15 protein-coding genes are annotated in these 15,100 nt (G+C 41.4%); all 15 read right to left on the bottom strand.

Features of this window, described 5'->3' with window-relative positions:
• Positions 1–10 precede the first annotated feature (10 nt).
• Positions 11–454 (bottom strand): flagellar export protein FliJ, encoded by a 444-nt coding sequence (gene fliJ, locus BLL41_RS03875; RefSeq protein WP_014663970.1) that lies wholly within the window; start codon positions 452–454, stop codon positions 11–13.
• Positions 455–456: 2 nt separating this feature from the next.
• The gene (gene fliI, locus BLL41_RS03870) at positions 457–1,773 is read right to left on the bottom strand and encodes a flagellar protein export ATPase FliI (RefSeq protein ID WP_071576847.1); all 1,317 of its coding nucleotides are present in this window, start codon (positions 1,771–1,773) and stop codon (positions 457–459) included.
• Complete coding sequence (fliH, locus tag BLL41_RS03865; RefSeq protein ID WP_071576928.1) at positions 1,770–2,522, bottom strand: flagellar assembly protein FliH; 753 nt, start codon at positions 2,520–2,522, stop codon at positions 1,770–1,772. The genes fliI and fliH overlap by 4 nt, the downstream gene beginning before the upstream one ends.
• Entirely contained in the window at positions 2,515–3,531 is a 1,017-nt protein-coding gene (fliG, locus tag BLL41_RS03860) for a flagellar motor switch protein FliG (protein WP_014663967.1), read from the bottom strand. The genes fliH and fliG overlap by 8 nt, the downstream gene beginning before the upstream one ends.
• A gap of 12 nt (positions 3,532–3,543) precedes the next feature.
• Positions 3,544–5,154 (bottom strand): flagellar basal-body MS-ring/collar protein FliF, encoded by a 1,611-nt coding sequence (gene fliF, locus BLL41_RS03855; protein WP_083427912.1) that lies wholly within the window; start codon positions 5,152–5,154, stop codon positions 3,544–3,546.
• Between the two features lie 45 nt (positions 5,155–5,199).
• A complete protein-coding gene (fliE, locus tag BLL41_RS03850; RefSeq protein WP_003238544.1) occupies positions 5,200–5,520 on the bottom strand; it encodes a flagellar hook-basal body complex protein FliE in 321 nt (106 codons plus the stop codon).
• 10 nt (positions 5,521–5,530) lie between these two features.
• Positions 5,531–5,983 carry a flagellar basal body rod protein FlgC gene (gene flgC / locus BLL41_RS03845; RefSeq protein WP_014663965.1) on the bottom strand — a complete coding sequence of 151 codons (453 nt, stop codon included), beginning with the start codon at positions 5,981–5,983 and terminating at the stop codon, positions 5,531–5,533.
• A complete protein-coding gene (gene flgB, locus BLL41_RS03840) occupies positions 5,983–6,372 on the bottom strand; it encodes a flagellar basal body rod protein FlgB (protein WP_014663964.1) in 390 nt (129 codons plus the stop codon). Before flgB ends, flgC begins: the two co-directional genes overlap by 1 nt.
• A 379-nt stretch (positions 6,373–6,751) precedes the next feature.
• A complete protein-coding gene (gene codY, locus BLL41_RS03835) occupies positions 6,752–7,531 on the bottom strand; it encodes a GTP-sensing pleiotropic transcriptional regulator CodY (RefSeq protein ID WP_003220850.1) in 780 nt (259 codons plus the stop codon).
• Positions 7,532–7,570: 39 nt separating this feature from the next.
• Complete coding sequence (gene hslU / locus BLL41_RS03830; protein WP_071576846.1) at positions 7,571–8,974, bottom strand: ATP-dependent protease ATPase subunit HslU; 1,404 nt, start codon at positions 8,972–8,974, stop codon at positions 7,571–7,573.
• Positions 8,975–8,990: 16 nt separating this feature from the next.
• Positions 8,991–9,536, bottom strand: coding sequence for an ATP-dependent protease subunit ClpQ (clpQ, locus tag BLL41_RS03825; RefSeq protein ID WP_003238555.1), 546 nt, complete (start codon positions 9,534–9,536; stop codon positions 8,991–8,993).
• A 12-nt stretch (positions 9,537–9,548) separates the two neighbouring features.
• Positions 9,549–10,463: a tyrosine recombinase XerC gene (gene xerC, locus BLL41_RS03820; protein WP_071576845.1), complete on the bottom strand. Its 915-nt coding sequence runs from the start codon at positions 10,461–10,463 to the stop codon at positions 9,549–9,551.
• Between the two features lie 66 nt (positions 10,464–10,529).
• Positions 10,530–11,837, bottom strand: a complete 1,308-nt coding sequence (trmFO, locus tag BLL41_RS03815; RefSeq protein WP_071576844.1) for an FADH(2)-oxidizing methylenetetrahydrofolate--tRNA-(uracil(54)-C(5))-methyltransferase TrmFO — start codon at positions 11,835–11,837, stop codon at positions 10,530–10,532.
• Positions 11,838–11,912: 75 nt separating this feature from the next.
• The gene (topA, locus tag BLL41_RS03810) at positions 11,913–13,988 is read right to left on the bottom strand and encodes a type I DNA topoisomerase (protein ID WP_071576843.1); all 2,076 of its coding nucleotides are present in this window, start codon (positions 13,986–13,988) and stop codon (positions 11,913–11,915) included.
• A gap of 187 nt (positions 13,989–14,175) precedes the next feature.
• Positions 14,176–15,069, bottom strand: a complete 894-nt coding sequence (dprA, locus tag BLL41_RS03805; protein WP_071576842.1) for a DNA-processing protein DprA — start codon at positions 15,067–15,069, stop codon at positions 14,176–14,178.
• Between the last annotated feature and the right edge of the window lie 31 nt (positions 15,070–15,100).

The following is a 15,100-nucleotide window of genomic DNA, read 5'->3' as shown; positions in this document are numbered from 1 at the left end:
ACATTCGCTCCTAATGGCCTTGAATCATAAACTGCTTAATCGAAATATCGTCCATTTCTTTCATTTCTGCAGCTTTGTCTTCAAGAGCAAACATTTTAAACTGTTTTTCACGCATTTTTTCAAACTTTTTCACTTCAATATTTTTCTCTGTCAAAATTTCTTGTTTTTGATTCATTTGATTTCTTTTCATAATGACAAGCTTTTGATAGTGATAAATCGTATTATCAAGATTTGAGACAAATTGTTGGTAGTGTCTCATTTCCTGTACACTCATGCCGCTTTTTAATTTCTTTTCCTTATTTTGTTCTAGTAATTCTTTTTTGCTCATACTCTCATATAATTTTTCAGCAACGTTTTCAAATTCAGAAACTGATTGCTGATAATCGGATAAGGATTGGTCTTTTTCATTTTCTTTCAGTTCCAGCAGCTTTTGGAATCTAAATTGATAAGCCACGTTTATTCCTCATTTCCTGTCAAACTAGTTAATGAAGCAATGCTTTCTTCCAATGATGCCGGTTCATCTGTTCCCTGCTTTAAAAATTGAATAAGCTGCGGATAAAATTGTATCGCTTCATCAATTTCTCTTGAGGAGCCTCTTTTGTAAGCTCCGATATTAATGAGATCTTCCGAATTTTCATATGTCGATAAAAGTTCGCGGAATTTATTAGCCGCATCCAGGTGCTGTCTTGTCGATATGTTTGACATCACCCTGCTGATGCTTTTTAGGACATTCACTGCCGGAAACTGGCCTTTATTGGCAAGCGCCCTGTCCAACACGATATGTCCGTCTAAAATTCCGCGTACGGTATCGGCAATTGGCTCATTCATGTCATCGCCGTCTACCAGCACTGTATAAAATGCCGTAATGGTTCCGTGCTCGTTTGCACCTGTTCGCTCTAATAAACGAGGTAAAATAGCGAACACAGAGGGTGTATATCCTTTTGTCGTCGGTGGTTCTCCAGCAGCTAAACCAATCTCACGCTGCGCCATCGCCACCCTTGTAACAGAATCCATCATAAACATGACATTTTGGCCTTTATCTCGAAAATACTCGGCAATTGCAGTCGCTGTATATGCCGCTTTCAATCTCATTAATGCTGGCTGGTCTGAGGTGGCAACAACTACAATCGATCGTTTCAGCCCCTCTTTCCCAAGATCTTTTTCAATAAACTCCCGGACCTCTCGTCCGCGTTCTCCGACAAGTGCAATGACGTTTAAGTCAGCCTCTGTCTGCTTGGCGATCATTCCCATTAATGTGCTCTTTCCGACGCCGCTTCCGGCAAAAATTCCAATCCGCTGGCCTTTACCGACTGTCAGCAAACTGTCAATGGATCTGACGCCAACACCCATCTTTTCACGGATAGGCGGCCGTTTCATCGGGTTGGGCGGTGATTGCTCCGTCGATACAGGCGAAAGCCCTTTCGGCAAAAGTTTTCCGTCAAGCGGTTCTCCAAAAGCATCGATGACCTGCCCGATCAGTCCAGATCCAACTTTAACCCGAAGAGATTCCCCAGTAGCTTCTACAATGCTGCCTGGTGCAATACTCGCAGCCTCTAAATAAGGCATAAGCAAAATGTTTTCTTCTTGGAAGCCGACTACCTCAGCTTTAATGACTTTCCCAGATTGTCCTTTTGCATAGATCAGGCACACGTCGCCAATTGAGCTTGCAGGACCTTTTGATTCAATCATCAGGCCGATGACCCGCTTGACTTTTCCGTACCGTTTATACGAGTCTGTCATTTCTATACAATCTATCAGACTCTGTGTCTTCATTCAGCTGCACCCGCTTCCAGCGCTGTCAGAAGTTTATCTTTCAATTGCATCAATTGTGTGTCAACACTCGCATCTACCCTGCCAAAAGGAGTTTCAATATAACAGGTTCCTTTTTGAGCTTTTTCATCAGCATATATGCCAAGCCGGCATTCTTTATAAAGAAGCTGCTGGATTTCATCTTTTTGCTGAAAGATTGTCTCATAGTAATATGGATCAACATAAATTGATATATCGTCATATTCCTTCACTTCGTTTACAACCTGTTGTACAAGCAGGAGGAAAGCCTCTTTATCATCAGATTTTTGCTGCCAAACTTTTTTTGCCAATGCAACGGCAAGCTCAACGATTTCTTCATTAGCGTCTTCAAGCTTGTCCTCAACAGCTTTTCTTGACATTTCAGTAATTCTGTTCGCTTGGCCGATCAGCTCGGCATACTGTTGCATTGCCTCAGCTTTGCCCAATGCTACTCCTTGTTCAAAGCCCTCGGCTTTTGCTTCCTCAATCAGCTTCTGTTTTTCAGCCGCCCAATCATTTTTCTCCTGCTCAATTTGACGGCGAGTATTTTCTATATGACTGTTCGCCTGCTCAGAAATCCGGTCAGCTTCCTCTTTCACTCGGGCCATAAGCGCCTCCGGGTTCTCTTCAGCCTGCAAAAGGTGGGAATGATCAATACGCACCTCTTGTATAGAAAGTTTTCTTTTTTCCTTTTGTGGAGAAAAAGATGATTCTTGTTTAATGATATTAGACAATAATATCATCCCCTCCGCCTCTTGCTATCACAATTTCACCGGCTTCTTCAAGCTTTCTGACGATGCTTACAATTCTCGATTGAGCTTCTTCTACGTCTTTCAAGCGTACAGGGCCCATAAATTCCATTTCTTCTTTGAAGGTTTCAACCATACGCTGTGACATATTGCTGAATACAATTTCTTTGACTTCCTCGCTTGCAACCTTTAATGAAAGGAGCAAATCGTCGTTCTCAACATCGCGAATGACTCTCTGAATAGCACGGTTATCAAGTGTGACAATATCTTCGAAGACAAACATCCGCTTTTTAATCTCTTCAGCAAGATCAGGATCCTGAATTTCCAATGAATCCAAGATCGTCTTCTCTGTCCCTCTGTCTACTCCGTTTAACACTTCCACAACAGCTTCAATTCCGCCTGTTTGTGTATAATCCTGAGTAAATGCAGAAGATAATTTTTGTTCCAGAATCCGTTCTACCTCATTAATAATTTCTGGTGACGTTCTATCCATGACTGCAATTCTTCTCGCAACCTCAGCCTGAACTTCAGGATTCAGCTCCGATAAAATTTGCCCGGCCTGCACAGGATCTAAATAAGACAAGATTAAAGCCATCGTCTGAGGATGCTCTTGCTGGATAAAATTCAAAATTTGTTCAGGCTCCGCTTTTCTGGCGAAGTCAAATGGTTTCACCTGCAAAGAAGACGTCAGCCTGTTTAGAATGTTTTCCGCTTTATCCTCTCCAAGCGCCTTTTCGAGAACTTGTCTTGCATAGCTTAAACCGCCTTGAGAAATGTAATCTTGTGCAATGGCTATATTGTGAAATTCTTCTATGATTTCATCCTTTTTTTGATGATCGACGCTTCGAACACCTGATATTTCCAGCGTAAGCCTTTCAATTTCTTCATCGGTTAAGTGCTTATAAACAGAAGCTGACACATCTAATCCCAAGGAAATCATGAGAATGGCTGCTTTTTGTTTTCCTGTAAGCTTATCTTGATCACGTCTCGCCATTTCTAATTCCTCCTAATCCTCGGCCAGCCAGCTTCTCAGCAGTTTTGCAAAATCTTCCGGCTTGTCTTTCGCCATCTTTTCAAGCTGTTTTCGTCTGACTGTTTCCGCTGTTTCATTTTCCTCTTCGTTGATATCAGGTAAATTGATTGGTTCTTGAGGAACCTCATACTCATATTCCTCGAATTCATCCTCTTGCGCCCGTTTCTTTCTGATAAGCATAATGATCAGAACAATAATCGCAGCGATTAAAACACCGCCTGTGATATATGCCCACAGCGGGATACCTGAGGATTTTTCCGTATTTGTATCCAAATTGACTTTTCCGTCAAATGGCTGAACGGAGACAACAATCTTATTATTGATATCAGCATCAGATAAATTCTGGTTTTGCGTTTCATCTTTATCTAAAGATGTTCTGACTACTGTTGAAAGGATTTTTTGTATATCATCCTGTCTTTCAGTTGATAGTGACGCTGTGTTTTTGGCATCAGGCGGCTCTACCATTACTTGAATCCCTAAATCTCTGACCTTATAAGGACTTTCAGCGATTTCTTTATGGATTCGGTTAACCTCGTAATTGATTTTGTTGCTATTTTTTTCGTAGTTCCCGCTTTCGGCATTTTCACCATCAGCCTTATAATTTGTTACATCATCCTCGCCGGTTCCGGCAGTTCCGCCGTTGGCTGCACCGTCGCCCTGATATGTTTCAGATACCTTTTCCGCGCTGACTGCAATGCCTTCCATGTTCTCTTTATCCACAGGTTCGACAATGTCTTCCGTACGATTTTCTTTTGTGAAATCGATGTCTGCTGTAACAGAGACAACGACTTTATCTTGGCCCATCATCGTACCTAGCAGTGACTGAACATGTTTTTGAATGTCTTTTTCAACTTGAGACTTAATTCCTTGCTGAGAAGAATAACTATCCGCATAAGACCCTGCATCGCTGTCGGATTTGTCGTAGTATGTAGAATTTTGGTCCATGATGACGATATTATCTTCTTTTAGATTCGGCACGCTTTTAGATACCAGATGATACAATCCGTTGATCTGGCTTTGATCAAGTGTATAACCCGGTTGAATCTGCAGAACGATCGAAGCAGAAGCTGCAGATTGCTCTTCACCGACAAACACAGCGTCTTTCGGGAGATTAATCATTACTTTTGAGTTTTTAATGCCGTCCATTTCATTGATCAAGTTTGACAGTTCTGTCTGTGTCGCTTTCACTTTTACCATATCAAACTCATTGTCTGTCAAACCAAAGCCGGCATTCTGCCCAAAAAACGAGTAATCAATTGATCCCGTTTTAGGAAGTCCTTCTGCAGCCAGCTGCACTTTCAAAGAATCAACCTGATCCTCCGGAACGCTAATCACTGTACCGCCACTCGAAAGTTCGTTTGGTACTTTTTTCGCATCCAATTCTTCTTTGATTTTTCCTGCTTCTTCGGCAGATAAATCTTTGTAAAGCGGAGCCATCTTTGTACTGGAAGCAAAAACACTAATAATAATTCCAATAATAATAATTGCCGCTAACACACTAACCATTAAAATCTTTTGTAATTTAGATCTATTTTTCCAAAACTCACTCGTTTTGTTTTTCATTTGCATTAGAGTACGATTCATGTTAACCCCCGGTCATTCCACTCTTTCTCTAAATCGTCAGACCCCCTACATTTGCATTCTCATAATCTCCTGATAAGCTTCCACAGCTTTATTGCGGAACTCTGTTGCTGCAGTTAGAGAGATGCTAGCTTTTTGAGCGGCGATCATGACCTCATCAAGATTTACATCTTTTCCTGCAGCCAAGGCATTAGTCATGTTGTCAGAAGCTACTTGGGACTCATTTAACGAACTAATAGAGTTTTTTAAAAGCTCCGAAAAGCTTGTTTGATTTGAAGAATCTGTTTTTTGGCTATTGTTTACTTGATTTGTTGCATTTTGAGTGTTTTGAGTATTTTGAACCTGAAAAGGAGAAATTGCATTAATCACATTCATTCACCTACTTTCCGATTTCTAATGCCTTCATCAGCATTCCCTTTGTGGCATTCATCGCAGTGACATTCGCCTCATATGATCTGGTGCTGCTGACAAGGTCAACCATTTCCTTTAATGGATCTACATTAGGCTTTTGTACATATCCTTCAGCGTTTGCATCAGGATCTGTCGGATCATAGACAAGATTAAAATCCGATTTATCCTCCGTAATTTTTGAAACCTTCACACCGTTCCCAGCATGACCGCTTCCGCTCATTTGAGAATTAAGAATGGAAGAGAACGATTCACCTTTTGACTGAAGGGAGACCATTTTTCTTCTGTAAGGCACCCACTCTCCATTCACCTGCTTAGCTCTTGTCGTATCCATATTTGCTAAGTTAGATGATACAACGTCCATTCTGACTCGCTGAGCTGTTAAAGCTGATGCTGAAACATTTAAGCTCTGAAAAGCTGTCATCATTTTCCTCCTGTTAATACGGTCTTCAGCGAATTAAATTTACCGTTCATTCTTTCAACCAACGCTTGATAGTTGATTTGATTTTGCGCCAATTCTGTCATTTCTTTGTCAACATCGACATTGTTTCCATTTTGCTGATACGATGTATCTCCGCTCGCAACAATTGAATAATTCGAATCAGTATCAGAAAAATCAACATGACGATAGTCTGTTTTTATCGCATCAAGACGTGAGGATTCTTGATCTAATAAATTTTGGAAAGAGACTTTTTTCGCCTTATAGTTCGGTGTATCTATATTGGCGATATTATTAGTTATGACTTTTTGCTTAATATCCGCTCTGCTCAAGGCATTTTCGAGATTTTGTATCGTTCCAGAAAATAAGCTCAAATCCACTTACCTCCATTTCAGTTTTTTTCACCCTCAATATCCTTGTCGAGAATTGTAAAACTATATGCTTATTGTAAGAAATAACAGGCATAAAGTCTATGAAGTTCGTGTAAAAAAATGTCCTCACAATTATCTATTTTACAACTAGGTATAAAGTCCTAGATTGTTAGAACTACATTTCCCGCCTTGATATAAGCCTGAAAATAGCAGAATTTCTGTTTTTTCTCCTTTCTTTTCGTCATTTTTGAAACTTTTTGAAGAAATATGCAAGATTTATTAAAATTATTACATAGAAAGACTTTCAACCCAGGAAATAAAGCTTATTGATTTCCTTTATTTGAAATAAAAAAAGAACCCCTTTAAGGGGTTCTTTTTTTGATTAATGAGATTTTAGATTTTCTAATTCGATTAGGAATTTGTTATTTAGCACTTTGATATAAGTACCTTTCATTCCTAATGATCTTGACTCAATGACACCGGCGCTCTCCAGCTTTCTGAGTGCGTTCACAATAACCGAACGGGTAATGCCGACGCGGTCAGCGATTTTACTTGCAACGAGAAGACCTTCGTTTCCGTCAAGCTCCTCAAAAATGTGCTCAATTGCTTCAAGCTCACTGTAAGAAAGCGAGCTGATAGCCATTTGTACGACAGCTTTGCTTCTTGCTTCCTCTTCAATTTCTTCTGCTTTTTCTCTTAGGATTTCCATTCCGACAACTGTTGCGCCGTATTCAGCTAGAATTAAGTCATCATCATTGAATTGATCCTGTAAACGTGAAAGAATGAGTGTTCCTAATCTTTCCCCGCCTCCGATGATCGGCACAATTGTAGTTAAACCAGCTTGGAACAAGTCTCTGTTCTCAACAGGGAAAGCAGTATATTCACTATTAATATCCAAGTTAGAAGATGTTTCAGGGACATTAAACAGATTTTTCGTATATTCTTCAGGGAATTGACGATCCTCAAGCATTTTTTTCATACGATCATTTTCAATTTGCTGGTTAATAGAATACCCAAGGAGTTTCCCTCTGCGGCTTACAACGAAAATATTGGAATCAATTACATCCCGCAGCGTTTCCGCCATTTCCTTGAAGTTTACCGGTTTCCCTGCCGCAGCTTGCAGCATGGAGTTAATAATTCTTGTTTTTTGTAATAAAGCCATGATAAATAATCCTCCTAAACATTCCTCATATTAAATTTTTCACAATATAAATTGACTTAAATCTTTGTTTTTGGCTATCGTTCCGAGCTTTTCTTCGACATACTGTGGTGTAATCGTTATTTTCTCCATCGTTACATCAGGAGCTTCGAACGACAAATCTTCTAATAGGCGTTCAAGTATTGTATGAAGGCGTCTCGCACCGATATTATCTGTGTCCTGGTTCACATGATAAGCAACTTCAGCAATCTTATGAATAGCTTCGTCAGAAAATTCAAGAGATATACCTTCAGTCTGCAATAATGCCTGATATTGTTTCAAGAGCGCATTATCCGGCTCAACCAAAATTCTCACGAAGTCATCCACCGTGAGTTTGTTCAGTTCTACACGAATTGGGAAACGCCCCTGCAGTTCAGGAATCAAATCAGATGGTTTGGCCATATGAAACGCTCCTGCTGCAATAAATAATACATGATCTGTTTTTACAGAACCATATTTTGTGACAACTGTAGAACCCTCAACAATCGGCAGGATATCCCGCTGAACGCCTTCTCTTGAAACATCGGCAGAAGAAGATGCACCGCCGTTTTTTGCGATTTTATCAATCTCATCGATAAAGATAATCCCGCTCTCTTCTGCTCTCTGAACAGCTTCCTGGCTGACTTCATCCATATCGATGAGTTTGCTAGCTTCTTCATTCGTCAGGACTTTTCTTGCTTCTCTGACTGTCATTTTGCGCCGTTTCTTTTTCTTTGGCATTAATCCGCTCAGCGCATCCTGCATGTTCATGCCCATCTGCTCCATACCCGAGCCCTGCAGCATGTCAAACATAGAAGGCTGCTGTTCTTCGACTTCTACTGTTACATAGTAGTCTTCGAGCTCTCCTAAAGCCAGCTGATGTGCCATTCGTTTTCTTTTTTCTTCAATATTTGCTTCTTCCTGGCTCTCCGTCTCATCTTCACCATTCGGCTGGCTGCCGCCAAAAAACATTTCAAACGGATTTTTAACGCCTGATTGTTTTTTCTTCCCGGGAACTAACAGACGAACAATGCGTTTGTTTGCATTTTCTTCTGCTTGTTCCTTTACTTCGTTCATTTTCTCTTCTTTTATAAGCCGAACAGAAGTCTCCACAAGATCTCTGACCATTGATTCAACATCTCTGCCTACATAGCCAACTTCAGTAAATTTAGTTGCTTCAATTTTGATAAATGGCGCACCTGAAAGCTTAGCGATTCGTCTGGCAATTTCAGTTTTCCCAACGCCGGTAGGCCCCATCATTAAAATGTTTTTTGGAACGACCTCGTCCTTCAGCTTTTCATCCAGAAGACTTCTTCTATAGCGGTTTCTTAATGCCACGGCGACAGCTTTTTTCGCGTTTTGCTGACCGACAATATATTGGTCTAACCGATCTACAATCTGTCTAGGAGTTAACGGTTTTTTTTCCATGCGCCTCAAGTCCTTTCTATTCAAGCTCTTCCAGTATGATTTGATCGTTCGTGTAAACACAAATTTCGCCTGCTGTTTCTAACGCGGCTCTGGCAATCTCACTTGCGGACATACTTTCACCGGCATGCTTTTTCAAGGCTCTTCCGGCTGCCAAAGCGTAATTGCCTCCTGATCCAATTGCGAGAATGCCGTCATCTGGTTCGATCACTTCGCCTGTTCCCGATACGAGAAGCAAAGTATCCTGATTCATCACAATCAGCATGGCTTCAAGCTTTCTAAGCACTTTATCGCTGCGCCATTCCTTCGCAAGCTCAACAGCCGCCCGTTTTAAGTTGCCGTTATATTCTTCAAGCTTAGCTTCAAACTTTTCGAATAAAGTGAAAGCGTCTGCAACAGATCCCGCAAAGCCAGCAAGAACCTTGCCGTTAAACAGTTTTCTCACTTTTCGTGCCGTGTGTTTCATGACAACAGCCTGACCAAACGTTACTTGGCCGTCTCCAGACATAGCGCTTCGTCCTTTATGTTGTACGGCAAATATTGTGGTCGCATGAAAAGATGACATAAAGGGCCTCCTTTAATTTTTCTTAAAAGCTCTTGGATGGTGGGACATATATGTGTTTCTCAACATTTCCTTCGAAACGTGCGTGTATATCTGTGTCGAAGACAGATTGGAATGCCCGAGCAGTTCTTGAACGCTTCTCAAATCCGCTCCTTCATTTAACAGATGAGTGGCGAACGTATGTCGAAGCATATGCGGATGGATATGTAAAGTGCCGGACGCTTTTTGAACAAGCCTGCTTAAAATATGTCTGATGCCACGGGCTGTAAGCGGTCCGCCTCTTTGATTTACGAATAATAGATCATGAGGTTCTTTTGCCTTCATCAGCAAGCACTGTCTTCCGCTATTCATGTATACCTTCAACGCTTCGCGGGCATAAGACCCAAAGGGGATATAGCGCTGCTTCTTGCCTTTACCGTGAACAAGTACAGTGTCCATAAATAAATCAACGTCATTAACAGTTATGGAACAGCATTCACTGACCCTCATTCCGGTGGCATAGAGCAGCTCTAACAGCGCTTGATCCCTCATTCCGGCCGGCTGGCTTATATCAGAAACTTCAAACAGCTCCTCAAGCTCTTTTTGATATAGAAACTTCGGTATCCGTTTCTCTTGTTTCGGCAGATGAACAAGCTGAAACGGATTTTCATCAACAAGCTTTTCCCTCATCAGAAACTTATAAAAGCTTCTTAATGCAGATATCTTTTTGCTTATTGTTCTTCTCGATAAACCTTTTTCATAGGCTTCTGTCAAAAAAATCCTAGTATCTTGATATGCAGCTTCTTCAAATCCATTTATACCTTGAACGCGCAGGAAAGTCTCGAATTCTTCAATTGAATCCACATAATTCACAATAGTATATTGTGAATAATTTTTTTCAATTTGTAAATATTCAACGAATAACTTTACGAAATTCTTAACATTCTCCATGCCTAATACCTCCCCAGGAAGGCTTTTAAATGGTATCACAAATCGCGTTCAGGTTGCAATCAATACCTATATTGTTTTCGAAATTGTTTGAATTGTTTCAATTGCACGATTCGCGTATTGTTCATTTCGTTCTTTTTTATTTTTAATTTTAACAGGCAGTTCTTTTAAAAGCCCAAAGTTTGCATTCATCGGCTGGAAGTTCTTCTGGTTTGTTGTTGTAATATAATGAGCCATACTGCCAATTGCCGTTTCCTGAGGGAAAATAACAAGCTCTTCTCCCAATACAAGCTTCGCCGCATTAATGCCTGCTACCAGTCCTGAGGCGGCTGATTCCACATATCCTTCTACTCCCGTCATTTGGCCTGCAAAGAACAGGTCACTGCGGTTTTTAAATTGATAAGTCGGCTTTAACAGGCTAGGAGAGTTAATAAATGTATTTCTGTGCATTACGCCATATCTGACGATTTCTACATTTTCAAGCCCTGGAATCAATTTGAGGACTTCCTTTTGATCTCCCCATTTTAAATGTGTCTGGAATCCTACAATATTATAAAGTGTGCCCGCAGCATCATCCTGTCTGAGCTGAACGACGGCATAAGGACGTTTTCCTGTAACAGGATGCTCTAGCCCAACCGGTTTCATCGGACCGAAAAGCATTGTTTTCTTACCGCGTTTTGCCATGACTTCAATCGGCATGCAGCCTTCAAAGAAAATCTCTTTTTCAAATTCTTTCAACGGGACTGTTTCTGCTGATGTTAAAGCTTCATGGAAACGATCAAACTCTTCTTCTGTCATAGGGCAGTTCAAATATGCTGCTTCACCTTTATCATAGCGGGATTTCAAGTACACTTTATCCATATCAAGGCTGTCTTTTTCTACAATTGGCGCCGCTGCGTCATAAAAATATAAATAGTCCTCTCCAGTCAGCTCCTTCAGCTGACCAGACAGCAATTCAGATGTTAACGGTCCCGTTGCGATAATGGTAGGACCTTCAGGAATCTCAGTCACTTCTTCATTAATAACGGTTACGTTTGGATGATTTTTTACCCGATTTGTCACACTTGCGGCAAATTCATGACGGTCTACTGCAAGAGCCCCCCCGGCAGGCACCGAACATTCGTCAGCAGCCGCGATGATGGCTGAATCAAGCGCACGCATTTCTTCCTTTAATACACCGACAGCGTTAGCGAGTGTATTAGAGCGAAGAGAGTTGCTGCAGACTAGCTCGGCAAATTTATCAGTATGGTGCGCAGGGGTTTGTTTCACAGGCCGCATTTCATACAATTTGACTTGAATCCCGCGTTTGGCAAGCTGCCATGCTGCTTCACTTCCTGCGAGTCCAGCTCCGATTACATTCACTGTTTGTTGGTTCATCTTTCACATCTCCTAGTTTATTATTCAAGGCCTTCTTTTAACACACAAAGAAGGTGAGCAAGACCCTGCTCACCGCTACTTCTGTGGTTCTTCCTTATAATCGCATTCCACGCATTGGACTTGTATGCCTTTTTTGAGTTTTTTCTCGACGAGCATTTTTCCGCATTTCGGGCATTTTCGTTCAATTGGTTTGTCCCAGGATACGAATTCACAGTCCGGATAACGGTCACAGCCGTAAAACACCCGTTTCTTTTTCGATTTTCGCTCAACAATGTTTCCTTCTCCGCAGCTCGGGCACTTCACGCCGATTTGTTTCACAATCGGTTTCGTGTTCCGGCAGTCAGGGAAGTTGGAGCAAGCTAAGAATTTGCCGTACCGTCCCATTTTATATACCATCGGAGAACTGCACAATTCACAATCCTCTCCAGCATATTCTGGTTCGATTTCAACTTCCTTCATTTCTGATTCGGCTTTTTTGACGCGTTTTTCAAAATCGGTGTAGAAATTATCAATAATCTTGACCCATTCGGTATTTCCTTCTTCAACATGATCAAGATCTCTCTCCATTTTAGCTGTAAACTCAACGTTAATGATCTCCGGGAAAAACTCCATAATCAAGTCGAGAACGATCTGACCTAATTCAGTCGGAACAAAGCGTTTATTATCCAAAGCCACGTAGCCGCGCCGCTGAATAGTATCAAGCGTCGGAGCATATGTGGATGGACGGCCTATACCGAGTTCTTCAAGCGTTTTCACAAGCCGTGCCTCAGTATACCTCGGAGGCGGCTGGGTAAAATGCTGCTCCGGTTCTATATCTTTTGATAATACAGTATCGCCTTCTTTTAAGTCAGGCAGCATCCGGTCTTTTTCTTCCATTTGGTCGTCTTTTCCTTCAACATACACCTTCATAAACCCGGAAAACTTGACTTTACTTCCATTTGCACGAAATGTCAAACCATTGTTTGTCAAGTCGACACTCATTGTATCTAGAACAGCCGGCGCCATTTGGCTGGCAACAAAACGCTCCCAAATTAATTTATACAGTCTCATTTGGTCTCTGCCGAGAACTGCTTTTAATTCACTTGGTTTTCTGAGAACTGATGTCGGACGAATTGCTTCGTGGGCATCCTGAGCATTTTCATTCTTTTTCGCAGGCTTCCGTTTTCCGCCTAGGAACTCTTTTCCATATGTCTGATCAATAAAAGCAGCAGCTTCATCAACTGCCGTATTTGAAATACGGGTTGAATCCGTTCTCATATACGTGATCAGACCAACAGTTCCTTCTCTTCCTAGGTCAATTCCTTCATATAATTGCTGTGCAATCATCATCGTTTTCTTCGCTCTGAAATTGAGCTTGCGAGCTGCTTCCTGCTGCAGGGTTGAAGTGGTAAAAGGCAAAGCAGGATTACGTTTGCGTTCTTTTTTGGTTACTTTTTCGACTGTATATTTATTCCCTTTGAGCTGTGAAAGAATCTCTTTTACATCAGCTTCACTATTTAAAGGAAGTTTTTTGCCGTTTTTTCCGAAAAAGCTCGCTTCAAAGGTTTCCTGACCTTTTAAGAACGTACCGTCAATTGTCCAATATTCCTCAGGCTTAAAGTCGTTAATCTCTTTTTCACGGTCAATAATCAAACGGAGGGCAACGGATTGCACGCGTCCTGCGCTAAGACCTTTTTTGACTTTTTTCCATAGGATCGGACTGATTTTATATCCGACAAGCCTGTCTAAAATACGTCTCGCTTGCTGCGCATCCACTAAATCCATATTGATCATGCGTGGATGCTTAAACGATTCCTTAATAGCGTCTTTTGTAATTTCGTTAAACACCACACGGCAGTCTGAATTGAGATCTAAATCAAGGCTGTGTGCCAAGTGCCATGCAATCGCTTCCCCTTCTCTGTCGGGGTCGGCCGCGAGATACACTTTTTTGGCTTTTTTTGCAGCCGTTTTCAGCTCTTTTAATACAGGACCTTTACCTCGAATGGTAATATATTTCGGTTCGAAATTCTGTTCTATGTCAACTCCCATTTGACTTTTTGGAAGATCCCGGACATGTCCCATTGATGCTTTTACTTTATATTTTTTACCTAAGTAACGTTCAATCGTTTTCGCCTTAGCGGGCGATTCCACGATGACTAGATAATCAGACATTTTCATCCCCCTCAAGAGGTGTTCTCTCTCTTTTCAAGATATTTCAATTTTATTTTTGCAGCTGTCTTTATTTGGCTTTCAACATTTCATTCTTTATCATGAACGTCATTCATTAAATAGAAAACAATATGCAACTTTAAATCCTCACTATTATTAAATATTACAATGCCGTTTGTCAAACGATAATTCAAAAGGGTTCCGTATATTGAACGTTTCTCTCGGGAAGCTCCTCGAAAATATCCTCTGCTGACCATATGGCTTTAGCCCCCTGCTGGATCAGTTTTATAGGACCTCCGGCGTAAGGGTCAAATAATGAACCGGGTACGGCAAACACTTCTCTACCTTGCTCCAATGCTTGATAGGCAGTTATCAGCGAACCGCTTTTTTCCTTGCCCTGTACGACAATAACGCCTTCACTCAGTCCGCTGATGATACGGTTTCTCATTGGGAAATGCCATTTTTGGGGGTTGGTTTCAGGTGGGTGCTCTGACAGAAGGATATGGTGTTTAGCCATGTGATCTGCTAACTGAAGGTTTTCCCGGGGATAAATGTGTTGAAATCCGCCTGCAATGACGCCAATTGTCCGCCCCTTCGCCTTAATACTTGCAGCATGGGACATTCCGTCTATCCCAGACGCCAGTCCGCTGACAATCACCCAATCTTTACGACAGAGCTCTTCTGTAAGATGATTGACAACTTGTTTCCCGTAAGCTGTTGGATTTCTTGTCCCTACAATTCCAATTTTTCTTCCTTTCGAAAGAAGAGTCATATCACCCTTTGCAAACAGAACGGCGGGGGGATCATAAATGGTTTTAAGCCAGAAAGGATATTGCTTTGAAGAGATAGGAATGGTGTTAATGCCTTGCTCACGATAAGCAACAAGTACGCGCCGGAGCTTTGGATAAAGTTCTTCTATTTTCTTTTTTAATGCAGCTGCTTTCATTTTATCACGAGTAACCGTTTGTAACACCGGTGATGTCAGCGACATAGACGGATCGGCTTTCCACCATTTTAATAGAAGGGATGGGGATAATAATTGATTGATTCTGCAAATCGTTAAGCAGGCAGCGGCCTGATCCAATAGATTGACCTCCTTTTGACAGAAAAAGCAG

It is taken from the genome of Bacillus sp. FMQ74 (genome assembly GCF_001875785.1).
In the GTDB taxonomy this organism is placed as follows: domain Bacteria; phylum Bacillota; class Bacilli; order Bacillales; family Bacillaceae; genus Bacillus; species Bacillus stercoris.
Note: the sequence above shows the minus strand (reverse complement) of the source record. Positions and strands in the feature narration are given on the sequence as shown.